This window comes from Variovorax sp. V118, from assembly GCF_041154445.1.
GTDB lineage: Bacteria > Pseudomonadota > Gammaproteobacteria > Burkholderiales > Burkholderiaceae_C > Variovorax > Variovorax boronicumulans.
The window spans coordinates 69,173-95,329 of record NZ_AP028663.1; the positions used below are offsets into that span (position 1 = coordinate 69,173).

Annotated in this window: 24 protein-coding genes; 12 read left to right on the forward strand and 12 right to left on the reverse strand. The window is 69.6% G+C overall.

The annotated features are described in order from the left end of the window. Window positions 1-10 precede the first annotated feature (10 nt). From ACAM52_RS00320 to ACAM52_RS00350, 7 genes are all read left to right on the forward strand, one after another. A complete protein-coding gene (locus ACAM52_RS00320) occupies window positions 11-1,201 on the forward strand; it encodes an ABC transporter substrate-binding protein (protein ID WP_307582521.1) in 1,191 nt (396 codons plus the stop codon). Beyond that, window positions 1,202-3,031, forward strand: coding sequence for an ABC transporter permease (locus ACAM52_RS00325; protein ID WP_369645758.1), 1,830 nt, complete (start codon window positions 1,202-1,204; stop codon window positions 3,029-3,031). 17 nt (window positions 3,032-3,048) lie between these two features. Further along, window positions 3,049-3,606, forward strand: a complete 558-nt coding sequence (locus ACAM52_RS00330) for an OsmC family protein (protein WP_369645759.1) — start codon at window positions 3,049-3,051, stop codon at window positions 3,604-3,606. Continuing rightward, on the forward strand, window positions 3,590-4,438 hold the full coding sequence (locus ACAM52_RS00335; protein ID WP_369645760.1) for an ABC transporter ATP-binding protein: 849 nt from the start codon (window positions 3,590-3,592) through the stop codon (window positions 4,436-4,438). Before ACAM52_RS00330 ends, ACAM52_RS00335 begins: the two co-directional genes overlap by 17 nt. Further along, the gene (locus tag ACAM52_RS00340) at window positions 4,435-5,280 is read left to right on the forward strand and encodes an ABC transporter ATP-binding protein (protein ID WP_369645761.1); all 846 of its coding nucleotides are present in this window, start codon (window positions 4,435-4,437) and stop codon (window positions 5,278-5,280) included. Before ACAM52_RS00335 ends, ACAM52_RS00340 begins: the two co-directional genes overlap by 4 nt. A gap of 37 nt (window positions 5,281-5,317) precedes the next feature. Then, entirely contained in the window at window positions 5,318-6,211 is an 894-nt protein-coding gene (locus tag ACAM52_RS00345; protein WP_369645762.1) for a VOC family protein, read from the forward strand. A 208-nt stretch (window positions 6,212-6,419) separates the two neighbouring features. After that, window positions 6,420-6,881, forward strand: coding sequence for an RcnB family protein (locus ACAM52_RS00350; RefSeq protein WP_369645763.1), 462 nt, complete (start codon window positions 6,420-6,422; stop codon window positions 6,879-6,881). Between the two features lie 90 nt (window positions 6,882-6,971). Here ACAM52_RS00350 and ACAM52_RS00355 read toward each other — a convergent pair whose 3' ends face one another. Further along, on the reverse strand, window positions 6,972-7,241 hold the full coding sequence (locus ACAM52_RS00355) for a hypothetical protein (protein ID WP_070061423.1): 270 nt from the start codon (window positions 7,239-7,241) through the stop codon (window positions 6,972-6,974). Between the two features lie 113 nt (window positions 7,242-7,354). Further along, window positions 7,355-8,299: a CysB family HTH-type transcriptional regulator gene (locus tag ACAM52_RS00360; RefSeq protein WP_062473726.1), complete on the reverse strand. Its 945-nt coding sequence runs from the start codon at window positions 8,297-8,299 to the stop codon at window positions 7,355-7,357. 177 nt (window positions 8,300-8,476) lie between these two features. On the opposite strand from ACAM52_RS00360, the gene ACAM52_RS00365 reads away from it, so the two are divergent. From ACAM52_RS00365 to ACAM52_RS00375, 3 genes are all read left to right on the forward strand, one after another. Then, complete coding sequence (locus ACAM52_RS00365; RefSeq protein ID WP_062473724.1) at window positions 8,477-9,079, forward strand: TetR/AcrR family transcriptional regulator; 603 nt, start codon at window positions 8,477-8,479, stop codon at window positions 9,077-9,079. Between the two features lie 218 nt (window positions 9,080-9,297). Next, on the forward strand, window positions 9,298-10,197 hold the full coding sequence (locus ACAM52_RS00370; RefSeq protein WP_095948451.1) for an alpha/beta fold hydrolase: 900 nt from the start codon (window positions 9,298-9,300) through the stop codon (window positions 10,195-10,197). Between the two features lie 93 nt (window positions 10,198-10,290). Continuing rightward, window positions 10,291-13,203, forward strand: a complete 2,913-nt coding sequence (locus tag ACAM52_RS00375) for an SEL1-like repeat protein (RefSeq protein WP_369645764.1) — start codon at window positions 10,291-10,293, stop codon at window positions 13,201-13,203. Between the two features lie 24 nt (window positions 13,204-13,227). Here the strand turns inward: ACAM52_RS00375 and minE are convergent, their stop codons facing one another. From minE to ACAM52_RS00400, 5 genes are all read right to left on the reverse strand, one after another. Next, the gene (minE, locus tag ACAM52_RS00380; RefSeq protein WP_056574726.1) at window positions 13,228-13,500 is read right to left on the reverse strand and encodes a cell division topological specificity factor MinE; all 273 of its coding nucleotides are present in this window, start codon (window positions 13,498-13,500) and stop codon (window positions 13,228-13,230) included. 2 nt (window positions 13,501-13,502) lie between these two features. Next, window positions 13,503-14,318 carry a septum site-determining protein MinD gene (gene minD, locus ACAM52_RS00385; protein WP_062481817.1) on the reverse strand — a complete coding sequence of 272 codons (816 nt, stop codon included), beginning with the start codon at window positions 14,316-14,318 and terminating at the stop codon, window positions 13,503-13,505. Window positions 14,319-14,386: 68 nt separating this feature from the next. Next, window positions 14,387-15,163: a septum site-determining protein MinC gene (minC, locus tag ACAM52_RS00390; RefSeq protein WP_369645765.1), complete on the reverse strand. Its 777-nt coding sequence runs from the start codon at window positions 15,161-15,163 to the stop codon at window positions 14,387-14,389. A 131-nt stretch (window positions 15,164-15,294) separates the two neighbouring features. Then, on the reverse strand, window positions 15,295-16,581 hold the full coding sequence (locus tag ACAM52_RS00395; protein WP_369645766.1) for a solute carrier family 23 protein: 1,287 nt from the start codon (window positions 16,579-16,581) through the stop codon (window positions 15,295-15,297). A gap of 160 nt (window positions 16,582-16,741) precedes the next feature. Further along, window positions 16,742-17,164 (reverse strand): hotdog fold thioesterase, encoded by a 423-nt coding sequence (locus ACAM52_RS00400; RefSeq protein ID WP_095948453.1) that lies wholly within the window; start codon window positions 17,162-17,164, stop codon window positions 16,742-16,744. Window positions 17,165-17,251: 87 nt separating this feature from the next. Between ACAM52_RS00400 and ACAM52_RS00405 the strand changes: the two genes are divergently transcribed. Then, the gene (locus tag ACAM52_RS00405; RefSeq protein ID WP_369645767.1) at window positions 17,252-18,586 is read left to right on the forward strand and encodes a hypothetical protein; all 1,335 of its coding nucleotides are present in this window, start codon (window positions 17,252-17,254) and stop codon (window positions 18,584-18,586) included. Window positions 18,587-18,731: 145 nt separating this feature from the next. Here ACAM52_RS00405 and ACAM52_RS00410 read toward each other — a convergent pair whose 3' ends face one another. The 3 genes from ACAM52_RS00410 to ACAM52_RS00420 form a co-directional block, all read right to left on the reverse strand. Continuing rightward, complete coding sequence (locus ACAM52_RS00410; protein ID WP_369647818.1) at window positions 18,732-20,075, reverse strand: tripartite tricarboxylate transporter permease; 1,344 nt, start codon at window positions 20,073-20,075, stop codon at window positions 18,732-18,734. A gap of 41 nt (window positions 20,076-20,116) precedes the next feature. Next, window positions 20,117-20,572, reverse strand: coding sequence for a hypothetical protein (locus tag ACAM52_RS00415; protein WP_095743059.1), 456 nt, complete (start codon window positions 20,570-20,572; stop codon window positions 20,117-20,119). Between the two features lie 93 nt (window positions 20,573-20,665). After that, window positions 20,666-21,952, reverse strand: coding sequence for a hydroxymethylglutaryl-CoA reductase, degradative (locus ACAM52_RS00420; RefSeq protein WP_369645768.1), 1,287 nt, complete (start codon window positions 21,950-21,952; stop codon window positions 20,666-20,668). A 137-nt stretch (window positions 21,953-22,089) separates the two neighbouring features. Here ACAM52_RS00420 and ACAM52_RS00425 point away from each other — a divergent pair, with 137 nt between their 5' ends. Beyond that, window positions 22,090-23,478 (forward strand): PLP-dependent aminotransferase family protein, encoded by a 1,389-nt coding sequence (locus tag ACAM52_RS00425; RefSeq protein WP_062481803.1) that lies wholly within the window; start codon window positions 22,090-22,092, stop codon window positions 23,476-23,478. 1 nt (window position 23,479) lies between these two features. On the opposite strand, the gene ACAM52_RS00430 is transcribed toward ACAM52_RS00425, so the two are convergent. Together ACAM52_RS00430 and ACAM52_RS00435 are read right to left on the reverse strand one after the other, a co-directional pair. Then, window positions 23,480-24,265, reverse strand: coding sequence for a crotonase/enoyl-CoA hydratase family protein (locus ACAM52_RS00430; RefSeq protein ID WP_369645769.1), 786 nt, complete (start codon window positions 24,263-24,265; stop codon window positions 23,480-23,482). Window positions 24,266-24,347: 82 nt separating this feature from the next. Beyond that, window positions 24,348-26,156, reverse strand: a complete 1,809-nt coding sequence (locus ACAM52_RS00435; RefSeq protein WP_369645770.1) for a feruloyl-CoA synthase — start codon at window positions 26,154-26,156, stop codon at window positions 24,348-24,350. Window position 26,157 lies beyond the last annotated feature (1 nt).

The window sequence follows — 26,157 nt, forward strand, 5'->3', positions numbered from 1 at the left end:
GTCCGACGCCATGCTGCCGCCGCTGTTCACCCGCCATCGTTTCCTGCGCCATGCGGTCGCACTGTCCGCCGCCTTGCTCACCGCGCCGCTCGCGGCCTGGGCCGCACCCGCCAGCGGCGAGCCCGTGTGGTTCGGCGTGAGCGGTCCGCTCACCGGACAGAACGCGCAGTACGGCGCGCAGTGGAAGGCCGGCTTCGACCTTGCGCTCGAGCACATCAACGCGCAGGGCGGCATCCACGGCCGGCCGCTGGCCTACAACTTCGAGGACAGCCAGAGCGACCCGCGCCAGTCCGTCGCCATTGCGCAAAAACTCGTGAACGACAAGCGCGTGCTCATCGAACTGGGCGACTTCTCCAGCCCCGCCTCGATGGCCGCCTCGCCCATCTACCAGCGCGCGGGCCTCGTACAGCTGGGCTTCACCAACTCGCACCCCGACTTCACCAAGGGCGGCGACTACATCTGGAGCCCCTCGATCAGCCAGGCCGACGCGCAGCCGCTGCTGGCCGACCTGGCCGTGAAGACGCTGGGCTTCAAGCGCATCGCCGTGCTGTTCCTGAACACCGACTGGGGTCGCACCAGCAAGGACGTGCTCGTGAAGGCCGCGCAGGAGCGCGGCGCGCAGCTCGCCATTGCCGAGGGCTACCAGCCCGACGAGAAAGATTTCCGTTCGACCCTGGTGCGCGTGCGCGACGCCAACCCCGACGGTGTGGTGCTCATCTCGTACTACCCCGACGGCGCGCTCATCGCGGGCCAGGTGCGCAGCGTGGGCCTGAAGCAGCCCATCGCCGCCGTGGGCTCGGTCTACTCGCCCAAGTTCATCGAGCTCGGCGGCGCGGCCGTGAACGGCATCCACACCAACACCGCCTTCTTCCCCGAGGAGCCGCGCACCGAAGTGCAGGCCTTCGTGAAGAGCTTCCGCGCGAAGTACAGCAAGGAGCCCGACGCCTTCAACGCCTATGCCTACGACGCCGTGGTGTACGCCGCCGCCGCGCTGCGCGAAGCGGGCCCCAAGGCCGACCGCAAGGCCGTGCGCGATGCGTTCTACAAGATCAAGGACGTGCCCAGCGTCATCTTCGGCAAGGCCACCTTCGATGCGCAGACGCGCCGCGTGATCGGCGTGAAGAGCGTCAACCTGGTGGTGAAGGACGGCAAGTGGGCGCAGATCGACGAGAAGGCGGCGGCGCTGGCATCGGCCAAGTAGATGAGCTTCACCTCCTTCTTCGACCACACGGTCAACGGCCTGATCATCGGCAACATCTATGCGTTGCTGGCGGTCGGGCTCGCGCTGATCTTCGGCGTCTCGCACCTCATCAACTTCGCGCACGGCTCGGTCTACACCGTGGGCGCGTACATCGGCTGGGCCAGCATCACGTATCTGCACACGCCGCTACCCATCACCATCGCGCTGGTGGTGATCGGCTCGGGCGCGCTCGGCATGCTCATCGAGCGCGTGGGGCTGCGGCCACTGCAGGGCGCCGCGCGCATCGCGCCACTGCTGGCCACCATCGGCATCAGCTTCGTGCTCGACATCCTCGTGCAACTGGTGTTCAGTCCCGACCCGCGCGCGCTGCCCACGCAGCTGCCCGACTGGCGCCTGCAGATCGGCACCGGCACCATCGGCGCGCTCGACCTGCTGATCGCAGGCATCGGCATCACCAGCGCGGCCGTGCTGTTCGGCTTCCTGCGTTTCACGAAGCTGGGCTGGGCCGTGCGCGCCACCGCGCAGGACCGCGACGCCGCACAGCAGATGGGCGTGGACGTGAACCGCGTGAACCAGACCGTGTTCGCCATCGCCGCCGCACTGGGCGGGCTCTCGGGCCTGCTGGTGGGCATGTACTACAACAACATCAGCCCGGCGATGAGCTTCCAGGCCACGCTCAAGGGCGTGGTGGCCACGGTGGTCGGCGGCGTGGGCAACGTGCCAGGCGCCATCGTCGGCAGCCTGCTGCTGGGGCTCATCGAAAGCTACGGCGTGGCGATTCTCGGCACGCCGTACCGCAACCTCTTTGCCTTTGCGTTGCTGCTGGTCATCCTGGTGTGGAAGCCCAATGGCTTGTTCGGCCGCAAGCGTGTGCTGCCACCCGAGCCGCTCACCGGCACCTTCATCGCACCGAGCAAGCCGTGGCGCGTGCCGCCGCGCGTGTTGCTCGCGCTGTTCGCCGCGGCCGTGCTGTTGCCGCTGTTCGATCCGTCGCCTTACGTGCTGCAGACGCTCACCAACGCGTGGCTCTACGGTGCGCTCGCGTTGAGCCTCACGCTGGTGGCCGGCACCATCGGCCAGATCTCGCTGGGCCACGCGGGGCTGCTGGCCATCGGCGCGTACGCCTCCTCGCTGCTGGTGCTCGACCTGCACTTGCCCGTGGGCACGGGCATCGTGGTCGCGGGCGTGCTCACCTCGCTGATCGGCACGGCGCTGATCTTCCCGGCCTTCTGGCTGCGCGGGCACTACGTGTCGATCGCCACGCTGGGCATCGGCGAGATCGTGGCGCTCACCATCCTCAACTGGGAAAGCCTCACGCGCGGGCCGATCGGCGTCTCGGGCATTCCGCCGCTCTCGCTGTTCGGCCGCGATGCGTCGTCGAACGAAGCGATCTATTGGGCCTCGTTCGGTGCGCTGGTGCTGCTGGCCCTGCTGCAGTGGCGCCTCTTGCGCTCGCACCTGGGCCGCACCTTCCGCGCCGTGCGCGAAGACGAGGTGGCCGCGCGCGCCTACGGCGTGAGCCCCGACCGCTACAAGGCGCTGGCCTTCGGCTTCGGCGGCTTCGCGGCCGGCGTGAGCGGGGCTTTCACCGCGCACATGTACTCGTACATCAACCACGAGACCTTCGGCTCGCAGATCTCGATCCTTGCGCTCACGATGGTGATCCTCGGCGGGCTCGGGAACATCAGCGGCGCGCTGCTGGGTGCGGTCGCGCTCGTGAGCCTGCCGGAGCTGTTCCGCGTGACGGCCGAGTACCGCATGTTGATCTACGGCGTTGCGCTCCTGCTCCTGATTCGTTTCCGTCCCCAAGGCCTGCTCGGCACCGTCTGAAAGAACCACCAAACACCATGAGCCACCTCAACGACTACCTCGCCGAGAAACGCACCGCCGTGCTGGCCCGCAACGCCGCCGTCGCGGCCGGCACCGCACAGCCCTCGCAGCTCAAGGCCAGCGTGCGCGCCGAAGGCCGCAGCGGCGTGCGCCGGCTGCGCATCCGCGAGCACCAGGTCATCAGCGACAGCCCGCCCGATTTCGCGGGCTACAACCTCGGCCCGAGTTCGCCCGAGCTGCAGCTGGGCGTGCTCGGCACCTGCGTGACGCACATCTTCCTGATCCAGGCGGCCGAACGCCAGGTGCCGCTCGAAAGCCTCGAGGTCGAGGTGACCGGTGTCATCGATCCGCGCGGCGGCAAGCCGGGCCACGAGCAGACGCCGATCTGGCCGCACGAGATCGGCTACACCGTGCACATCGATTCGCCCGCCAGCCGCGAGGAGATCGACGCGCTGTTCGAAGCGGTGGAGCGCAACTGCCCCATCCTCAATCTGCTGCGCAACCCGCAGACGATCCGCGCCGATGTGAAGCTCGTGAATTCGAAGGCGAAGGTCGCCGATGCCATCGCTGCTTGAGGTCCGCGGCCTCGTGCGCCGCTTCGGCGGGCTCACGGCCGTCAACGCCGTCGACCTGCAGGTGGGCGAGGGCGAACTGCTGAGCGTGATCGGCCCGAACGGTGCCGGCAAGACCACGCTGTTCAACCTCGTCACCGGCCTCGACAAGCCCGACGCCGGGCAGGTGCGCTTCGACGGTCACGACATCACCGGCCTGCCCGCGCAAGAGCTCGCACAGCGCGGCCTGGCGCGCACCTTCCAGCACGGGCGCGTGTTCGCGAACCTCTCGGTGCTCGACAACGTGCTGGTCGGCGCGCACACGCGGCTGCGCGCCGTGAAACCGCGCGTGGGCGGCGTGCCGGGCCTCGGTGCGCTGGCCGAGCTGGCGCTTGCGCTGGTGCAACCGAGTGCCGTGCGACGCGAGGAAGAAGCGCTGCGCGACGAGGCGCGCGAGATCATCGCGCTCTTCGGCGAACGCCTCACGCCGCGCACCGACCATCCGGCCTACAGCCTCTCGTACGCCAACCGCCGCCGCGTGGAGATCGCGCGCGCCCTCGCGTTGCGACCGCGCCTGCTGCTGCTCGACGAACCCACGGCCGGCATGAACGAGAGCGAGACGGCCGAGATGCTGGAGATCATTCGCGGCCTCAAGGCGCGCGGCCAGACCATCCTGCTGATCGAGCACAAGCTCGACCTCGTGATGCAGCTGTCCGACCGCGTGGCCGTGCTCGACGATGGCCGCAAGATCGCCGAAGGCCTGCCCGACGACGTGCGCAACGACCCCGCGGTGATCGAGGCCTACCTCGGCCATCGCCAGGTCGGCGAAACGCAGGAAGAAGCGGTGCCCGCATGATCGCCACCGTCGCGCGCACCGGCCTGTCGCCTTCCTCTCTCTGGGGAGAGGGGAGAAACGACGACCTGCCTGAACGCGCCGTCACGCAGGCGCCAGCGAGTGCTGTTGCGCCCCTGCTGCAGCTCAAGAAAGTCAACAGCTTCTACGGCCCCGTGCAGGCGCACTTCGATCTCGACATTGAAGTGCGCAAGGGCCAGATCGTCAGCCTGCTCGGCGGCAATGCGAGCGGCAAGTCGACCACGATGAAGATCGTGCTCGGCCTGCTCAAGCCGCGCTCGGGCGAAGTCACGTTCAACGGCGAGTCGACGCTCGGCCTGAGCACGCCGCAGATCATCCGCAAGGGCATCGGCTCGGTGCCCGAGGCGCGCCGCCTGTTCCCCGCGATGACCGTGCGCGAGAACCTGCTCATGGGCGCCTATGCGCGCCGCGACCGCGCGGGCGTGGCCGACGACCTGGAACGCATGCTCGAGCTGTTCCCGCGCGTGGCGCAGCGCCTGGGCTTCCTGGCCGGCACGCTTTCGGGCGGCGAGCAGCAGATGGTGGCCATGGCGCGAGCGCTCATGGGCCGGCCGCAGCTGCTGTGCATGGACGAACCCACCATGGGCCTGTCGCCGCTGTACGTCGACAAGGTGCTCGAGCTCATCGCGCGCATCAACGCGCAGGGCGTCTCGGTCTTCATGGTCGAGCAGAACGCCAGCCTCGCGCTGCAGATCGCGCACCACGGCTACGTGCTGCAGACGGGCCGCATCGTGCTCTCGGGCCCGGCGCGCGCGCTGCTGGCCGACGCGCGCATCCGCGACGCCTACCTGGGCGGCGAGGGCGCTGCCCGCACCGCCTCCTGACGACGACGCTCCTTTTCCTGCGAGGAAGACCTTCACCATGCCCCTGACCCTCGACCACGTCGTGATCGCCGTGCACGACCTCGAACGCGCCATTGCCGACTACGCCGCGCTCGGCTTCCACGTGCTGCGCGGCGGCGACCATCCGGGCCGCAGCACGCACAACGCGCTCGTCGTCTTCAGCGACGGCAGCTACTTCGAACTCATCGCGTGGCGCGAACCGGCGCCCGCCGAGCGCTGGTGGCAGCTGCTGCAGCGGCACGGCGAAGGCATCGTCGATTTCGCCTTGCTGCCGCGCGACACCGCCGTCACCGTGGCCGATGCGAAGGCGCGCGGCCTCGTGCTCGAAGGCCCGCTCGACGGCGGGCGCGTGCGCCCCGACGGCGAACACCTGCGCTGGCAGACCGCGCGCGCCCCGTCGGCCGACCTGCCATTCCTGTGCGGCGACCTCACGCGGCGCGCCCTGCGCGTGCCCGAGGGCGCCGCGCGCGTGCATCCCAACGGCGTGCTCGGCGTGGCCAGCCTGGCCATCGCCGTGCGCGACCTCGACGCCACGCTGGCGCGCTACCGCGCCTTGCTGGGCACGGTCTCCGACGACACGAGCACGCACATCGGCGAACCCGTGGCCGTGCCTGCCAGCCAGGTGCGCGTGGCCGTGATCGCGCTGGGCAGCAGCGTGCTCGTGCTGTCGTCGCCGCGCGACCGTGCTCCGGCGGCGGAGCTGGGCGGCGACGCGCTCGCACAGCGCCTCGCGGTGCGCGGCGAGGGCCCCTATGCGCTGGTGCTGCACACCAACCGGCCGCAATCGACCGGCACCTTCGACCTCGCACGTGCGCACGGCGCGTGGATCGAACTCGACCTGCCGCCGGTGGACGCGCTGGAGGCGCAAGGCCGCGTGCGCGCCGACGCGGCGAACAGCACGGTGAGCGGGTAGGGCGCAGCCCCTTACCTGGCGCCCAGGTGCGCCTTGCGCAGCGCGGCCGCGGGCGCGCGTGAAGTCCGTCACGCGCGTGCAGGACAACACGCCGCGCGGATACCTGCGCTTACCGGATTTCATCTGACGGTGACCTGACGCACCCGAAGCAGACACACGCGCTGCACAGAATGGAGGCGTCATCACAGACACACCAAAGGAGTTCCAGATGATCTTCCGTACCAAGCGCTTCACCACTGCCGCCGTTGCGGCGCTCGCAATGTCCCTGGCAGCAGGCAGCGTGCTGGCGCAAGATCGCCGGGGCGACGACCACCGCCCGGGCGGCGGCCGCTACGAGCAGCGCGATGACCACCGTCCTGGCGGCGGTCGTTATGACCAGCGCGACGACCATCGCGGGCATCGCGGCCCTCACGCCGGCTACCGCGGCGACCAAGACTTCCGCGACGGCCGCCAGTTCGACCGCCGGGGCTTCCCGCAGCCGCACACCGAGTGGCGCCGAGGCGGCCGCGTGCCGGCCGAGTACCGGGGCCGCAACTACGTGGTGAACGACTGGCGCGCCTACCGCCTGCAGCAGCCGCCGCGCGGCTACCAGTGGGTGGGCGTGGGTGGCGACTACGTGCTCGCGGCCATTGCCACCGGCCTCATCGCGCAGATCATCGCGGGTCAGTAAGCCTTCGCACTGCGCTCGCACCGCGCACATGCAAAAACCGCCACAGGAGACTGTGGCGGTTTTTCTTTGGGGAACTGGGAGAGGGGCTTGTCAGGCCACCGCGGTGGCGGCCGATTGGGCGCACACGTTGCGCCCGGTGATGGTGAGGCGCAAACCGCCGCCATGCCATTCGAGCCAGTTGAGATCGACGTAGGCGTCGATGTCGCGATCGTCGATGCGATCGGCCTGGCGGCTTTGCAGCAGCTCGACCGTGGCGGGCAGGGCACGTTTCAGGCGTTCGCGCTTCTCCGCTGCATCGGCCGCCTTTTGGGCGGCCCGGGTGGCCTGTAGTTGCTGCTGCTGCTGCGAAGTCGATGCCATTGCTGATCCGTTCCGGAAGCCAAGGAATTAACCCGAATGTACGCCGCTTGTGTGAAGCTGCGCGCATTCTTTTCAACCCTGGAGCCGGAAGTGTCGATTTCGTTGCGCTTGAGCTAAATCTCGTAGTGAGACACCTTGACCTCGTCGCCCAAGGCCTTCTCGACAATCGCGCGCGTCAACGTCGGCGCAAACGACTCGATGAACGCGTAGACATATTTGCGCAGGTAGGTGCCGCGCCGCACCGCGAGCTTCGTGAGGTTGATGCCGAACAGCCGCCCCGCATCGAGCGCGCGCAGCTGCGTGTCGCGCTCGGCCTCGTAGGCCACGCCGGCCACGATGCCCACGCCAAGGCCCAGCTGCACATAGGTCTTGATGACGTCGGCGTCCATCGCGGCCAGCACGATGTTGGGCTGCAGGCCGCGCTGCTCGAAGGCCTCGTCGATGCGCGAGCGGCCAGTGAAGCCCGTGTCGTAGGTGATCAGCGGGTGCTGCGTGAGCGCCTCCAGCGTGAGCGGCGCGTCGAGCAGCGGATGCCCTGGCGGCACGATCACCGAGTGCGTCCAGCGGTAGCAGGGCAGGGCGACCAGCTGCGGGTAGTCGCCCAGCGCCTCGGTGGCGATGCCCACGTCGGCCTCGCCGTCGAGCAGCATCTGCGCGATCTGCTTGGGCGAGCCCTGGTGCAGGTGCAGTTTCACGTTCGGGAACTGTGCACGGAATTCCTGCACCGCCACCGGCATCGCATAGCGCGCCTGCGAGTGCGTGGCCGCCACCGAGAGCAGGCCGCTTTGCTGCGCCACGAACTCCTGGCCCGCGTGCTTGAGGTTGCTGCTCTCCATCAGCATGCGTTCGATGATCGGCAGCACGTGGCCGCCGGGCTCGGTGAGGCCCGTGAGCCGCTTGCCGGCCCGCACGAAGAGCTCGATGCCGAGCTCTTCCTCGAGTTCGCGGATCTGCCGGCTCACGCCGGGCTGCGAGGTGTGAAGGGTGTGGGCGACCTCGGTCAGGTTGAAGCCGCAACGAACGGCCTCGCGTACCGAGCGCAGTTGTTGAAAGTTCATCGGGCGCGCAGGAGGTGAAAAGAGGTCCGGACCCCGGGTCGGGGCCGACCGGCGATTCTCGGCACAAGCGCTTATGCGGGGAACGATGCGTTTGTTGGTTTCACATGAGCAAAACATCTATGAAGCTTTCTGCGTGGGGAGATTGATATTTCGCACGACTGTGCTAAAGTCCGTCGCATGGACGCCAAGACCCAGAAAAGCGAACTCACCCGTGCCGCCATCGTCGGCGCGGCGATGCACCTCGCGCTGGCCGAGGGGCTGGAAGCCATCTCGCTGCAGGCCGTGGCGAGCCGGCTGGGGCTGTCCAAGAGCGGCGTGTTCTCGCGCGTGGGCTCGCGCGAGGCGCTGCAGAAGGCCGTCATCGAGGAGTACGGCCGCGGCTTCCTGGCCGAGGTGTTCGTGCCCGCGATGCAGAAGCCCAAGGGCCTGCCCCGCCTCAACGACATCGTCGCGCGCTGGATCGCCCGCACGCGCGACGTCGAAGCGCAGAACGGCTGCCTCTACGTGGCCGGTGCCTTCGAGTTCGACGACCGCGAAGGCGAACTGCGCGACCTGCTCTTCGACGAGATCACGCGCTGGCGTGCCGCGCTGCGCCGTACGGTGCTGCAGGCGGTCGAGACCGGCGAGCTCCAGGCCGACACCGATCCGGCCCAGCTCGTGAGCGAGATCAACGGGATCATGATGAATCAGCTGCACGACGCGCGCTTCCTGCGCGACGGGCATGCGGCTGAGCGCGCGGGCCAGACCTGGCAGCGCCTTCTTTCCAGCTACCGCGCCTGAGGCGCACCCGCAGACGACGGCCACCGCCTCTTCGTTTGCCTTAATTTCGCACCACCGTGCGATAAAAAAGGAGAAGCACCATGCTGATCATTGCCCTCTTTCTCGCCGCCTATGCGGTGCTCCTCGGTGTGCGCGGCGTGCAGGACACGCTGCGCAGCCTGCCGCGCAGCAACCAGGACTGGGTCTGGTACTGAGCCCCCCGAACGAAAGCCTTCCTCATGACCACCACCACCCACACCACCGCCCCCGTGGGCTACTACAGCGCCAGCCCGTTGATGCGCGCGATGCGCTTCGGCCTCGGCGCGTCGCAGCGCCTGTGGCCTGCCCTCGGCGTGCGCGCGGCCTACCGCGTGTTCGGCACGCCGCTGCCGCCCAAATGGCTGTACCGGGGCCAGCAGCCCGGTGCCGACTGGCGCCGCGAGGCTTGGTCCTTCGAAGACGCCAACCTCGGCATCTACCACCTCGCCGCGCAGGACTCGGGCGCCGAGTCGGCACCGGTCGTGCTGCTGGTGCACGGCTGGGGCGGCCACGCGGGCCAGATGCTGCCGCTGGCGCAGGCCGTCGCAGCGCAAGGCCTGCGGCCCGTGCTGCTGGAGATGCCGGCCCACGGCCGCAGCGCGGGCACGGCCAGCAACCTGCCGCAGTTCGCGCGCGCCATCGACTACGTGGCGGCGCGGCTCGGCGCCGACGGGCATGTGCTGCGCGCGGCGGTCGCGCATTCGCTGGGGGCCAATGCGCTGGCCTATGCGGCGGGGCGCGGGCTGCCGGCGCAGCGGCTGGTGCTGCTGGCGCCGCCCGCCTCGCCGCGCGAGTACACGCGCTACTTCGCGCAGGTGTTCGGCCTCAGCGAGCGCACGCGGGCTGGCATGCAGCGCCTGATCGAGGCGCGCGAGGGCATCCTGATGCAGCAGCTCGAGCCCGCCGCCGTGGGCCCGCGCATCGCGCAGCCGACACTCATCGTGCATGACCGCGACGACCGCGTGAACCGCTTCGCCGATGCCGAGGCCTTTCGCGATGCGATCGCCGGCGCGCGGCTCTTTCCCACTCAGGGCTGGGGCCATCGCCGCATCCTGAAAGAGCAGGCCGTGCTCGCGCAGGTCACGCAGTTCCTGGCGTAGCGGCCGGCGGTCACGTGCGCGTGAAACGGCGCCCCTAAACTGGGCGCCACCACCCATGGCCTTCGCCATGGACGACACACGCACCGACCACACATGGGCAATCGTTCCTGGCTCTATCTCGAACACAGTCTTCCCGACACCGAAGAAGCATCGGCCGACGAAATCGCCGAAGCCAACAACAACTTTCCCGTGCTCTGGCAGCTCCTGCTGGCCGATGGCGCGGCCGGCGACGCCATCGACCACCAGCGCGTCTTCGGCGATGCCGGCACCGACAACCTCGCCAGCGACGCGCATGCCGCGCTCGCGCGCATCCGGCAGCTGCACGCCTTTGTCGAGCGGCACCCGATGCTGCACACGCTGCCGCAGATCGCGCTGCAGTTCGAGGCCGTGGCGCAGCACCTGGCCGAGCTGATCGACGACACGCCGGAGGGCAGCGCGCCGCGCTTTTCCGCCAACCTCGACGAGCTGTCCTGGCTGGGCGGCGATGCGGATGGCGAGGGCTTCATCGAGCGAAACCGCCGCGAGTGCAATGCACTGTGGGCCGAGGTGCGGCGCTGCATCGACAGCGGCAACCACCCGGGCGTGGACGCGGCATTGGGCATCCAGCGCTTCGCGGACTGGGAGGCCTGGGCCTGGCAGTTTGGCTTCGGTGGGATGTCGCATCCGTACTTCGACGGCTACGAGGCGCCGCGCGACGAGCGATTTGCCGATTTCGAACCCGAAGAAGATGAAGACGACGGCGAACGCCCCGACTACGACAACCACCTGGGCGAGGACCTCTGGCGCTTCGAGGTCGACGGCCGCTGGGGCGTGATGCGCGTGGTGTACGACGACGACGGGCGCAGCCAGCGCACCACCGTGGTCGAGCCTGCGTGGGACGACATCCGCTACGCCGGCGCCGACGATCCGCGCCTGCTCTGGATCTCGCAGGGCGAGCGCTCCGGCCTGCTGCATGCCGACGCCGAGGCACCGCGCGTGCTGCTCGAGCCGCAGCTCGACGAGGTCTGGGTCTTCGAGGGCGACATCGCCACGGCGCTGGTCGGCGATCACGTCGGCCTGCTGCGCACCGACGGCAGCTGGCTGCTCGCGCCCTCGGTCGACGAGGTCTGGAGCTTTGTCGAAGGCCGCGTGCGCGCCCGCGTGGGCGAGCGCATCGGGTACATCGACCTGCAGGGCCAATGGACGATTTCGCCCCGGTTCGAAGAAGCCGAAGACTTCACGCCCTTCGGCCTCGCGCCCGCGCGGAGTGACGAGGGCGGTTGGGGGCTGGTGGGCGCGGACGGCGAATGGGCCGTGCCGCCGGATTTCGAAAGCCTGCAGTGGCGCCATGACTGGGAGGGCTTCGACGCCAAGCGCGACGGCAAGAGCGGGCTGCTGGATGCGCAAGGCCGCGTCGCGATCGAGCCGGTCTACGAACAGGTCGACCTGCTCGAGGAATACCCGATCGAGATCCTGACGACCGAAGACACCGATCCGTCGAACGAGCGCGGCGTCCCGGCCCGGCCGAAGCGCTTCGCCGTGGAACGCGCCGACGGCCTGTGCGGCCTGGTCGATGGGCAGGGCCGCGCGCTCGTGCCCTTCGACTACGGCCGCTTCGAAACCCTGGAACCGCTGACCGGCGAGGAGCGCGGGCACGCCATGGTCCGGCGCGACCTGGTGCGCGTGGCGTCCAAGGGCGGGCGCACGGCGAAGAACGCGCCGTGGCTGCGCGGCATCTACGACGTGGCCGCCGGCCGCGAGCTGGTGCCGTGCCGGCACCGCACGCTCCAGCCGCTGGCCTGGGGCACGCAGGACATCGGCTGGCTGGTCGCCGATCCGGTGCCGCGCAGCGCGAAGGTCGAGAAGGGGCAACTCGCCGTGGGCGTGCTGCGCGCCGATGGCACCGTGCTGCACCCGCAGGCCTACCCGTGGATCACCGCCGCCTTGTCGGTCGCCGACGGCTGGATGGCCGTCGCGGTCCGCTCGCAGCTGTGCAAGCGCTGGAGCGCGGGCGAGCCGGTGCAGGCCGCGCGCAACGACAACGGCCTGTACGTCTGGTTGCACGCCGACGGCCGCGAGCAGGCGCACGCCGAGCACATGGCCGCGCGCCATGCCGCCGGCGACCTGCGGGCCGCCTACGAGCTGGCCTGCCATCTGCGCGACGGCGAGGGCATCGAGGCCGACCCGCGCGAAGCCCTGCGCTGGATGGCGCACGCTGCCGGCGTGCGCGCGCCCGGTGATGCTCCCGCAACCGCCTCACCCGATGGCCTGCCCGTGGCCATGTGCGAGCTCTCGAAGATGCTGCGCTGGGACACGGCGGGCCTCGGCGCCGAACCCGCCCTGGCGCGCGCGTGGCTGCTGCACGCCATCGCCCACGGCGGCGAGGACGACGCCGCCACGCACGCCCATCTCGGCTACATGCTGACGGAAGGCGAGGGGGGCGAGCGCGACCTGGAAGGCGGCATGCGGCACTACGAACGGGCCGCCAAGCACAACAACACGATGGCGCTCTACAACCTCGGCCTGGCGCACAAGCTCGGCGAACCGGGAGAGCCCGACCTGGCCCGCGCGATCGGCTACTTCCGCCGTGGCCACGAAGCCGGCGACGTCAGCGCCACGATGCAGCTCGGTCGCACGCTGTGCCTGCACGCAGGGGCGTTGGCCGAACAGGGCCAGGGAGAAGCGCAAGTGAAGGCCTTGTATGCCGAAGCCCTCTACGCGCTGCAGAAGGTGGCGGAGGACAGTACGCAGCGCCAGCAGGGCTGGGCCTGTTACGAGCTGGGCTGGATGCGCATGCAGGGCCAGGGCGCGCCGGAAGACGCGGCGGCCGCCGAGCGCTGGCTGCTCACCGGTGCCGCGCTCGATGACTGCGAAGAGAACCTGGAGAGCCAACGCGCCTGCGTGGAATCTTTGGCGGCGCAGTTCTACGGCGACCGCGAAAGTCCGCTCTTCGACGAGGACAAGGCCCGTGAGTGGGCGCAGCGGCTGGAGGCGCTGCCCGCTGCGGCCCCGGATCAACCGGCGTGAGCCGGTTGATCGGGGCTCTGGCGCTCAGCGCGCCGGAACCGGATCGGGCAGTTCGATCTTGATGTCCAGCACTTCGAGGTTGTCCTGGGTTTCCAGGTGCACCTTGATGTCGTCGGCGTTGATCGACACGTACTTGGAAATCACCGCCACCAGTTCGCGCTGGAGCTCGGGCAGGTAATCGGGGCGCTTCTTGCCGCTGAGGCTGGAGCGCTCGTGAGCGAGGATGATCTGCAGGCGCTCCTTGGCGACGCTCGCAGTCTTCTTCTTCTCACCAAGCAGGAACGAAAGAAACGACATGCCTACTTGCTCCCGAAAATCCGTTTGAAGAAGCCCGGCTTCTCGGCTTCGACAAAGCGCATCGGCTTGTCTTCGCCTAGGAAGCGCGCGACCACGTCGCTGTACGCCTGGGCCACGTCGGTGTCCTTGTCGTGGATGGCGGGCACGCCCTGGTTGGAGGCGTGCAGCACGCTTTCCGACTCGGGGATCACGCCGATCAGCTTGATGCGCAGGATGTCCTGGATGTCTTCCAGCGAGAGCATCTGGCCGCCGGCCACCCGGTTCGGGTTGTAGCGCGTGATCAGCAGGTGCTCCTTGATCGGCTCGCCGCCGTCCTTGGCGCGCTTGGTCTTGCTGCTGAGCATGCCCAGGATGCGGTCCGAGTCGCGCACCGAAGAGACTTCGGGATTGGTGACGATCAGCGCCTCGTCGGCGAAGTGCATCGCCATCATGGCGCCGGTCTCGATGCCCGCGGGGGAGTCGCAGACGATGTAGTCGAAGTCCATGGCGGCCAGGTCGGTCAGCACCTTCTCCACGCCGTCCTGCGACAGGGCTTCCTTGTCGCGCGTCTGCGAGGCGGCCAGCACGAACAGGTTGTCGCACTGCTTGTCCTTGATGAGCGCCTGGCTCAGGTTGGCCTCGCCCTGGATCACGTTGATCAGGTCGTACACCACGCGGCGTTCGCAGCCCATGATCAGGTCGAGATTGCGCAGGCCCACGTCGAAGTCGATCACGGCCGTCTTCTTGCCGGCGAGCGCAAGGCCCGACGCGAAGCTGGCGCTCGTGGTCGTCTTGCCGACGCCGCCCTTGCCCGAGGTCACCACCACAATTTTGGCCATCGCCATTCCTTCTTGTTTCGATTCAGTTGTCGATTGATGCTCAGCGCTGCCGCGTTCCTGGTTTTTCATCAGGGAATCGCGTCGATCGCTATTTTTTTGCCGTCCAGGCGCACCTGGGCGGGCTTGCCCAGCACGGGCTCGGGCAGCGGCACTTCGTTCGTGCGGTAGATGCCCGCAATGGCCACCAGCTGCGCTTCCATGCAGGTCGAGAAGATCCGCGCCTCGGTGTTCCCGCGCGCGCCGGCAATGGCCTTGCCGCGCAGCGGCGCGTACACATGCACGTTGCCGTCGGCGATGACTTCGGCGCCGAAGCTCACGATGGCCGTCACCACCACGTCGCCGCCGCGCGCGTAGATCTGCTGGCCCGAGCGCAGCGGCTTGTCGATCAGCAGCGTGCCGTTGGCCGGCACCGGCAGCTCGCGCACGATCTGCGGGGCCTCCGACGGTGCGGGCGCCTCGGCGGGCGGGGCCGGTGGGCGGGGCGCGGGGGCCGCGGGCATGGCGGCCACTGACAGGCCGGCTTCACGTGCCGCGGCATGCTGCTCGGGGCTGCCGCCGCGCACGGCGATCGGCTGGGTCTGGTGGCGCGCCAGCAGGCTGCGCAGGGCGGCAAAGTCGATTTCGGGGGCGTCGGTGCCGCCCTCGGCCGCCAGTTCCTGCAGCAGCGAGAGGTCGATCACCACCGGCTCCTGCTCGAAGAAGTCGGGCGAATCCGCCAACTGGGCGTCGAGCGCCTCGGCCAGCACGTCGAGGTCGGCTGTCTTGAGGATCACTGCGATCAGCGGCAGTGTGGCGCTCTTGAATTCGAAAACCGCCTTGGTACGAGCGGCGGAAACATCGGCCATTGGAAAACGTGTGTGAACGTCGGTGCGAAAAGCGTTGGAGTCTAACGGGCGCCGGCCAAAGCCCGGTGACCGGCGCCGCGTTCACTGACCCCGCACAACAGTTATTGCACGAGGTTTCACTTTGTCTGCGCTCAGGCGTTGCGCGAACGGCCCAGCAGGGCGTAGACGATGATGGCCCCGAAAGTGGCGGTTCCGATGCCGCCCAGCGCGAAGTCGCCGAACTTCAGCGTGAAGTCGCCCGTGCCGATGATCAGCGTGATGGCGGCCACGATCAGGTTCTTGTTCTGCGAGAAATCGACCTTGTTGTCGACCCAGATCTTGGCGCCGGCAATGGCGATCAGGCCGAACACCACGATGCTCACGCCGCCCATCACCGGCAGCGGAATGGCCTGGATCAGCGCGCCGAACTTGGGGCTGAAGCCCAGGATGAGCGCAATGAAGGCCGCCACCACGAACACCGCCGTCGAGTAGATGCGGGTGGCCGCCATCACGCCGATGTTCTCGGCGTAGGTGGTCACGCCGGTGCCGCCCGCGGAACCGCTGATGACCGTGGCGATGCCGTCGCCGATGAAGGCGCGGCCCATGTACGGGTCGAGGTTGCGCCCGGTCATGGCCGTCACGGCCTTCAGGTGGCCGAGGTTTTCCGCCACCAGGATGATCGCCACGGGCGCGATCAGCAGCATCGCGTTGGCCGTGAACACCGGCGCCGTGAAGGTCGGCAGGCCGAACCAGGCCGCGTTGGCGATGCCGCTCAGGTCGACGGGCTTGCCCAGGCCCATGCCGTTGGTGAGCGCGGCGTACACCAGCGTGGCCAGGATCAGGCCGATGAGGATCAGCAGGCGCTGCACCATGCCGCGCGTGAACACCGCCACCAGGCCCACGCACAGGAAGGTCACGGCCTGCATCCACGAATCGAAGTTGCTGGCCGCCATGTTCTTGATGGGAATGCCCGCCAGGTTCAGCCCGATCACCGCCACCACGGCGCCCGTGACCACGGGCGGCATGAAGCGCTCGATCCAGCCCGTGCCCACGGCCTGCACGATGGCCCCGATCAGGATGTAGACCACCCCGCAGGCCACGATGCCGCCCAGGGCCACCGCGATGTTGGCGTTGGCCCCTTTGCCCGCGTAGCCGCTGGCCGCGATCACCACGCCGATGAAGGCGAAGCTCGAGCCCAGGTAGCTGGGCACCTTGCCGCCCGTCACGAGGTAGAAGATGAGCGTGCCGATGCCGCTCATCAGGATCGCGATGTTGGGGTTGAAGCCCATCAGGATCGGCGCCAGCACCGTGGCGCCGAACATGGCGATCACGTGCTGGATGCCCATGGCGCCCGTCTGCAGCCAGGGCAGCCGCTCGTCGGGCGCGATGACGGCGCCGTTGGCCAGTGTGGACACCGGCTTTTCAGTCCAGTTGAACATGTGTTTTCTTCTCCTCGGTTGGTGTGTGTTTGGGGGGTCGACGCGCTCCCTGGGGCGAGATTGTGGTCGATCCACCCCGTGCTGAACACGGGTGCCACCCGCAAGAGGCGTACCAGCGGGAGAAGAAAAAAGAACAAGCGCCCGGAAGGCGCGCCCGCGCTCAGCGCGGCTGCAGCACCGCCATGGTGATGCGCGAGACGCAGGTCAGCTCGCCCGCCTCGTTCGTCAGGTCGATCTGCCAGACCTGCGTGGTGCGCCCGCGGTGCACCGGCCGCGCCGTGCCAATGACCCAGCCGCTGGTGGCCGAGCGGATGTGGTTGGCGTTGATGTCCAGGCCCACGGCGCGGTCGCCCTCGGGGGCCGAGTAGTGCGCGCCGCAGGAGCCCAGCGTCTCGGCCAGCACCACCGACACGCCGCCGTGCAGGATGCCGTAGGGCTGGCGGGTGCGTTCGTCCACCGGCACGCGGGCGCGGATGAAGTCGTCGCCCACCTCCAGGAATTCGATGCCCAGGGCGGCCACGGCCGTGCCCACGTGGTTGGCGGTCAGCGATTCGACCGAGATCTCTTTCTTCCAGATACGCATGCAGGGGTCTCCGATACAGGGGGTGCGAGGGCACTATAGCGACGACGGCTGACAACCGCAGTCGCCTTTGCGTGCTACCTTGGGTCGATGACCTTCCCTTCGGTGCGGCGGTGGCTCCTGGGCTCGGTGGCGGTGCTGCTGCTGGGCATCGGCGCGCTGGCGCTCGTGGTGGCCGCGCGCCTGCCCGACGACGAGGAGGTGGCGGCCCGCATCGCCGCCGGCTTCTCGCAGCGCTACGGCGTCGAGCTGACGGTGGGCGGCGCCCACTGGTCGCTGTGGCCGGTGCCGGTGCTGGCGCTGTCCGAGCTGGCGACCGACCAGCCCCAGCCCATCACCCTGCGCCGCGTGAGCGTGCGGCTGCACCTGTGGCCGCTGCTGCTGCGCCGCGAGGTGGCCATCGACGAGATCGCGCTCGAGAGCCTGGTGCTGCCGCGCGCCTCGGTGCGCGCCTTCCGGGACAAGGGCCCCGAGCCGCAGGAAAGCGAGCGCATCGTGCCGCTGCCCGCGCCCTGGACCCTGGCGTCCGTGCCGGTGGAGCGCGTGCGCTGGCGCGACGTGGTCTGGATCGATCGCCGCGACATCGCGCTGGCCTACGACGGCGAGGTGACGTTTGACGACAACTGGCGCCCGCGCGAGCTGCGTCTGGAGCGCGCCGGCGCGGCCTCGCCCGTGCGCCTGCGGCTGGACCGCGAGGGCACGGAAGACCGCTGGCGCACCCGCATCGACGCCGGGGGCGGCACGTGGAACGGGCAGGCGCGGCTCGAGGTGCTGCCCGAGGGGCGGGGCTTGCGCGTGTCGGCCGAGCTCGATCCGCGGCAGGTCGACATCGAGGCGCTGGTGCAGGCCTTCGGGCGCCGCTCGGCGGTGGCGGGCAAGGTCTCGGGCCACACCTCGCTGGTGGCCGAGGCCCGCGAGGTGGGCGCGCTGGTGCGCGGCCTGCACACACGCACGACCTTCTCGGTGCAGCCCGCCACGCTGACCCGCCTCGACCTCGCCAAGGCCGTGACCACCGTCGGCATCAGCCGCGGCGGCACCACGGCACTGGACGAACTCACCGGCACGCTCGACACCCAGGGCACCGAAGACGGCATCGTGATGCGCTACACGAACCTCAAGGCACGCTCGGGCGTGCTCACCGCCAGCGGCAACCTGCGCCTCTTCAACCGCCAGATGTCGGGCGAGATGGCGGTGGACCTGGTCGACGGCGTGGTCGGCGTGCCGCTGAAGATCGGCGGCAGCGTGGCCGAGCCCGAGGTGTCGATGACCGGCGGCGCGCTCGCGGGAGCGGCGGTCGGCAGTGCGGTGCTGCCGGGGGTGGGCACGGCGATCGGGGCGCGTGTGGGGCAGCAGGTGGAGAAGCTGTTCGGCGGGGACGAGCCGGCGAAGAAGACGGCGCCGAAGCCGCCTGCATCGCAGCGCTGACTGGCCGCTGTTGGTTCAGGGCGTGTGCCCAGGCCACCGGGTACTTCCCTCCGCGAATGTCCCCCGGCCTGCGGCCTCCTCCTTGATTTCGCTGCGGGAAGCACCCGGTGTCCTGGGCACGGGACACGCTGTGGGTGCTCGCCGATCAGGAGAACGCCTTGATCACCGCCGGCACCGTCAGCACCGCCGTGTAGTAGCCCATGAATTGCACGCCCGTGTTGAAGCCGATGGCGCGCGACAGCAGGCCGCCGAGCAGACCCATCGTGAGGATCACCAGGAGGCCGAGCAGTTGGCCTTCCCACACGCTGATCACCACGATCAACCCGACGAAGGTCGCGATGATCGCCTCGTGGCTCACCTTGCGCGAGACGAACAGCGCCGCGCGGCGCGCGAAGTTCATGGTGAACGGATAGGCCACCAGCGCGGCCAGGATCACCGCCAGCATGCCGTAGCCCAGGAACTCCCAGTGGTTCAGCAGGTTGTGCAGGTTGTGGGTCTGGCCCGTGGCCGAATCGATGGTGAACACCGGCGGCGCATTGAACAGCGGCGCGGCGGGGCCGGCCGCCACGGGGCTCAGCGGCAGGCCGATGGCGATCAGCGGGATCAATGCTTCGGCGATGTAGGTGGCCTCGGTCACGCCGTTGCGCGCGGCCAGCGTGGTGGTGAGGCGGTGGTACGCATGCTTGATGCGCGAACCGACCAGCTCGCCCAGCACCACCGTCATCGCGACCGGGCTGAACACGAAGGTGGCGCTGGAGATCGCGGCGGTCGCGAAGGTCCACTTCACCTGGCCGCGGTCGAGCACCTTGAACGGGTTCGGGAAGTAGCCCGACCAGCCCTTCACGTCGGGCGCGAGCGAGAAGGTGCGGACCTTGTCGCGCTTCATGCGCGCACGCGCCGCGGGCGAGATCACCGAGAACAAATCGGCCACCAGCGGCCCGATGGCAATGCCCAGGAAGTAGCTGATGCTGAGCTTCACGCCGTACTTGCCCGTGAGCGCCTGCAGCGCGACGATGACCATCACGAACGGCACCAGCGTGGCCACCGAGGCCCAGCGCCCGCTCGAGAAATAGGCAATGGCCACGGCCGCCACCACGAAGATCCACGGCGCCGCCTTGGTGATGGCCGCGCCGTACGGCGCCAGCAGCACCGCGAACAGCACGGCCAGTGGCACCGCCAGAAAGGCCGCGATGATCGCGCCCGACACCATCTTGCGCAGCGCGATGTGCGGAACGCCCAGGTTGCGCAGCACGTTGGCGTCCTGCAGCAGCGGCGTGGCCATGGTGTCGCCCGGAATGCCCAGCAGCGCCGTGGGCACCGCGTGCGTCATGTGCTTGGCCACAGCCGCGGCCAGGAAGAAGGTGAACACGCCTTCGGGCGGCACGCCCAGCAGCACCACCAGCAGGGTGAGCGGTGCGAGCGTGGTGGTTTCGTCGGTGCCCGAGACGAGGCCGATGGCCGCGAACACGATGGCGCCCACGAGGCCCATGCCGGTGGCGACGAGGATCTGGTTGAACAGGGCAGCGTCGATCACGAGGCGGCTCCTTCGGCGGCCTTGGCGGCCTGGGGCTTGTACGACGCGAACAGCTCGTAGATCTCGAGCTCCTTCATCTCGCGCACCACCACCGGCGGCAGGTCGTCCACCGAGCCCAGGTCGCCGTGCTCGGCGGCCAGCTCGGCCAGCACCTCCTCGCGCCAGCGCGGATCGGCGGCGGTGCCTTCGACCACTTCGCGCTTGGGCGTGAAGAGCTTCGCGCAGATCACGCCCGAGACCACGCAGCCGCCCAGGCCCGCGAGCATCGCGTAGGCGCGCGCCAATTCAGGCGTGCTCACCACGCTCGCGAGCACGCGGCTCGCCACGAGATAGCCCGTGAGGCTCACCGCGACGCCGATCGCGATCGACCACGCGAGGTGGCCCAGGTCGGCCGTGTCGCCCCATATCTCCACCAGCCGCCAGCGGGCGGGCGTTGCACTGTCTGCGTTCATTCGAGTTGTCTCCGTCTGTGGTTGTGTGACGGCCGCGTGCGCGACCGCCGCGGTGTCGGCCGCGGACCGTGGTGCGGGAGGCTCCCGCGTTGCTTACTTCTTGCGCAGTGCGTCGAGCAGTGCCACGGCGCGGTCGGTGCGCACGTCGTGCTCGGCGGCCATCTGTCTGGCGATGGCGTCGATCTCGTCGCCGGTGGCGCCCGCGACCAGCGCGATGTTGCGGGCGTGCAGTGCCATGTGGCCGCGCTGGATGCCTTCGGTGGCGAGCGCGCGCAAGGCGCCGAGGTTCTGCGCGAGGCCGACGGCCACGGCGACTTCGCCGAGCTCCTGCGCCGACTTCACGTCGAGGATCTTCAGCGCGAGCCGTGCGAGCGGGTGCGTCTTCGTCGCGCCACCCACCAGGCCCACCGGCATCGGCATCTCGATGGTGCCGACCAGCGCGCCGCCCGCGTCCTTCTCCCACGTGGTGAGCGAGGTGTAGCGCCCGCTGCGGCAGGCGTACGCATGCGCGCCGGCTTCCACCGCGCGCCAGTCGTTGCCGGTCGCGACGATCACCGGGTCGATGCCGTTCATGATCCCCTTGTTGTGCGTCGCCGCGCGGTAGGGGTCGATGGCCGCGAAGGTGTAGGCGTCGATCACGCCCTCGACCACTTCTTCGCCGCTGCGCTCGCGCGTGGCCAGCACGGCGGGTGCGAGCCGCACGCGCGCACGCGACAGCCGCAGATCGGCCAGGTTCGACAGGATGCGCAGGCGCACCGTGCCGCCCGTGAGTTTTTCGACCAGCGGCGACACCGCCTCGGCCATCGTGTTGACCGTGTTCGCGCCCATCGCGTCGCGCACGTCGACGATCAGGTGCATCACCACCATCGCGCCGCGCGGCGTGTCGCCGAACACATGGACCTCGATGTCGCGGCAACCGCCGCCCAGGCCGATCAGCACCTTGTCGCGGCTGTTCGCCACGGCCAGGATTTCTTCGCGCGCACGCAGCAGCGCGAGCCGCGCACCGTACGGGTCGGTGATGCCGATCACCTGCACCTGCGCGCGCATCAGCGGCCCGGTGCTCGAGGCCTCGAAGCCGCCGCCTTCGCGCGCCAGCTTGGCCATGAAGGAGGCGGCGGCGACCACCGAGGGTTCTTCGACCGCCATCGGCACGAGGTAGTCGCGACCGTTCACGGTGAAGTTGCCGGCCACGCCCAGCGGCAGCTCGAAGGTGCCGATCACGTTCTCGACCATGCCGTTGGCGCGCTCCACGCCCAGCGCGCCGGGCTGGGCGAGCAGCGCCACCTCGTCGTCGGTGAGCGCGGCGGCCTGTGCGATGTGGGCCAGGCGTTGGGCGGGCGTGAGTGCGCGGAAATTGGGAATGCGGGAATCGGCGGCCATCGGTGCGTGTCTCTTCGGAAGGTGAATTCGGGAGCAGGCAATTTAGGCCGGCTGTACCGCCCGCGGAAGGCACAGTTTGGCGGGACAGTGCGGACAGTGGTGCGCCGCCACGCCTCGCTGTGTCACAGTCCAAACCCATGACCACGATCGCCGATTCGCTCGCCGACACCCTCGCGCGCCAGATCGCGAGCGGCGCCTACAAGGCCGGCGACAAGCTGCCCTCGCTGCGCGAACTCGCACAGCTGCACGGCTACGCCAAGAACACCGTGGTGGCTGCCTTCGAGCTGCTGGTGTCGCGCGGCCTCGTCGAGCCGCGGCGCGGTTCGGGCTACTACGTGCTGGCGCAGGCCACGGCTACGCCCAAGCCCGCCGAGGACGACGCCGGCAGCCTCGGCCGCGCGATGGACATCGTGTGGCTCATGCGCGAGCAGCTCAAGACGCAGCCCGATGCGGTGGCCGTGGGCGACGGCTTTCCGCCCGTCGAATGGCTGGCCGATGTGCGGCTGGACAAGTACCACCCGAAGGTCGTTCGCACGGGGCTCGGCGCGCTGTTCCGCTACGGCAGCCGCTTCGGCTATGCGCCATTGCGCGATCACCTCGTGCGCAAGCTCGCGGACTTCGGCATCGGCGCCGAGCCGCGGCAGATCGTGCTCACGCACGGCGCCAACGAGGCGATGGACATCGTCATCCGTTATTTCGTTCCGCCCGGCGGCAAGGTGCTGGTCGACGACCCGGGCTACTACCCGCTGTTCGGCAAGCTCAAGCTCGCGGGCGCGCAGATGCTGGCGGTGCCGCGCCTGGCCGACGGGCCCGACCTCGAGGTGCTGGAGCAGCTGCTCATCGCCGAACGGCCGCGCCTGTTCTTCACGCAGTCGCTCGCGCACAACCCCACGGGCTCCGACATCTCGCCGGCCAAGGCCTTTCGCGTGCTGCAGCTGGCGCAGAAGTACGACCTGCTGATCGTGGAGAACGACCCGCTGGCCGACTTCAAGCCGACGGCGCTGCCGCGGCTCTCGGCACTCGACCAGCTCGAGCGCACCATCTACATCGGCAGCTTTTCCAAGTCGTTCTCGGCCGCGCTGCGCGTGGGCTTCATCGCCTGCGGCGCCGACCTGGCGAGCGACCTGGCCGACCTGAAGGCGCTGATCCACGTGAGCAGCTCGGAGTACAGCGAGCGCACGGTCGACGTCATCCTGAGCGAGGGCCACTACCAGCGGCATCTCAAGCGGTTGCAGCAGCGGCTGGGCGAGGCCACGCGCGACGCGCTGAAGCTGTTCGACGCCGTGGACGCCGAGGTCTTCGCGCGCAGCCCGCAGTCGCTCTACATCTGGGCCGCGCTGCCCGGCGTGGACGACTCGCTGGCCTTCGCGAAGGAACTGCTGCCGCGCAAGATCGTGATGGCGCCGGGGCGCATCTTCAGCGTCGACTCGACGCAGGTCTCGCGCTGGTCGCGCTTCAACGTCGGCGCCATGGCCGACCCGCGCTTTGCGAAGGCGCTGCGCACCGCGTTGCGGCGGCGCGCCTGAACTAGCCCTTGAAGGTGCCGTGCCGGCCCGCGCCGCCGGCAAAGCGCGCGGCCCCGGCTTCGCCTTCGGCCGCGACGATCGGCACGCCCTGCGCGCCTTCGCGGCGCAGCGCCTCGGCCAGCGGCAGGTCCCACTGCTCGAAGGCGGAGCGCCTGTCGGCCAGCATGCATTGCTGCGGAAAGGCGGCGATCTGCCGCGCCAGTTCCTGTGCGGCGGCGAGTGCACCGCCCGGCGGCGTGGTGCGGTTCACCAGGCCCATCGCCAGCGCCTCGGCGGCGGGCACCGGGCGGCCCGTGAGGATCAGGTCGAGCGCGCGCCCCATGCCCACGAGGCGCGGCAGCCGCACGGTGCCGCCGTCGATCAGCGGCACGCCCCAGCGGCGGCAGAACACGCCGAACACCGCGTCGTCGTCGGCCACGCGCAGGTCGGCCAGCAGCGCCAGCTCGAGCCCGCCCGCCACCGCGTAGCCGTTCACTGCCGCGATCAGCGGCTTGGACAGCGCCATGCGCGTCGGGCCCATCGGGCCGGCGCCGCCGCCGTCGGGGTCGAGCTCGTTGCGGCGGGCCGGATCACCGACCGCGCCCAGGTCGGCACCCGCGCAGAAATGGCCGCCCGCGCCTGTCAGCACGGCCACGCGCAGCGCGTCGTCGGCCTCGAAGCGTTCGAAGGCCGCGCGCAACGCGGCGGCCACCACGCCGTCCACGGCGTTGCGTTTGTCGGGACGGTTCAGCGTGAGCGTGCAGACGGGGCCGTCCGCTTCGAAGGTCACGCAGGGTGGGGTGGACATGGCGGAGTCTCCGGGAAGGTGAGGTGGTGGGGCGATCCGGCCATCGTAGAAAACATTCCCGGGTTCTCCAACCCCGCCGTGTTCAGGTGGCGCGGATCACGTCCGCATCGCCCGGCGCCAGCGCATGCAGCCGCGCCACCTCGGCCGCGCGCCGCGTGAGCACGGCGCGCTGGTTGATGTAGCCCTTGTCGGTGATCTCGCCCGCATCGAGGCTGGGCGGTTCGGCCAGCACCAGCGCGCAGGCCGGGCACTGCGACGAGCCCGCACCTTCGTCGCGCAGGGCGCGCAGCACCCCGGCGATGCGCGCGGCTAATGCTCCCGGCGCAAGGGCGGCGCCTTGCGGGCCGGCGAACACCAGCATGCCGATCGCGTCGCGGTCGTGGCCTGTGAGCACGATGTCCTGCACATGCGGCGCCAGCAGCGACACCAGCTTCACGCGCAGCGTACCCACCGACACCCAGGTGCCGGTCGAGAGCTTGAAGTCTTCCGCCACGCGGCCGTTGAAGATCACGCCCTGCGTCGGGTCGCCGGGGTTCGCGAGAAAGCCCGCGTCGCCGATGCGGTAGTAGCCCTCGGCGTCGAAGGCGCTGGCGGTCTCGCGCGGCGCGTCGCGGTAGCCGGGGAACACCGAGACGCCCTTGACGCGCATCTCCAGCTTCTCGCCGTTGGGCACGAACTTCAGTTCCAGCCCCGGCAGCGGCGCGCCGATGCAGCCGGCGCCGTCGAGCTGCCAGTGCGCGGAGGTGATGGCGGGTGAGGTCTCGGTCGCACCCCACGAGGTCGTGAGCCACAGCGGGCGCGTGGGGCGCACGCGCCGGGCCACCGCTTCGAGGCGTTGCCAGGTCGAAGGCGCGAGCGCCGCCGCCGCGTAGAAGGCCAGGCGCAGCCGCGAGAACACTTCGGCGGCGAGCGCGTCGTCGGCTTCGAGGAACGGCAGCAGCATGTCGAAGCCGCGCGGCACGTTGAACAGCAGCGTGGGTTTCACTTCGCGCAGGTTGCGCACGGTCTTCTCGATGAGCCCGGGCGCGGGCCGGCCCTCGTCGATGTAGAGCGCGCCGCCGTGGCACAGCACCATGTGCAGGTTGTGGTTCGCGCCGAAGGTGTGGCTCCACGGCAGCCAGTCGACGAGCACCGGCTTTTCCTGCGCGAGGAAGCGCCAGGTCTGCGCCATCATCTGCTGGTTGGCGCACAGCATGCGGTGCGTGTTGATCACCACCTTGGGCTGGCCGGTGGAGCCGGAGGTCAGCAGGTACTTGGCGTGCGTGTCGGGGCCCACGGCGGCGAAGGCCTGCATGACGGCGGGCGTTTCCTTCGCGTCGAGCAACTGGTCGAAAGCCAGCGCGCCCGGATGCGTGTCGGCATTGCGGCTGAACACTGTCACGGCCTCGATGCCGCAGCCGGCGAGCGATGCGCCGTACACCTTCGCGTCGGAGGCGTAGATCAGCCCGGGCTGCAGCGCCTTCAGCATGCCGTGCAGCCGCGACGGGTCTTTCGCCATGCGCGAGTAGGCACTCGACAGCGAACACGCCGTGCGGCCGATGTGCATCGTCGCGAGCATCAGCACGGCATGGTCGATGGCGTTGTCCGAGAGGATCACGACCGGGCGGCCCGGCGGCAGGTCCAGGTCGAGCAGGCCCTGCGCCACGGCGCCGACGGCGGCGCGCAGTGCGCGGTAGTCGAGCCTGCGCCAGCCTTCGCCCGTCTCATCGCGCTCGGCAAAGGCCAGCGCATCGGGCGTCTCGCGCGCCCAGCGCTCGATCCATTCGCCGATGCAGCGCGCATACGGCTGCAGAACCGTTGGCGAGCGCAGCACGAACGAGCCGTCGTCGAAGTCGATGCGCACCGTGCGGGGCGGTGCGACCAGGGTGTCGTCGAGAAGGAAGTCGGTCATG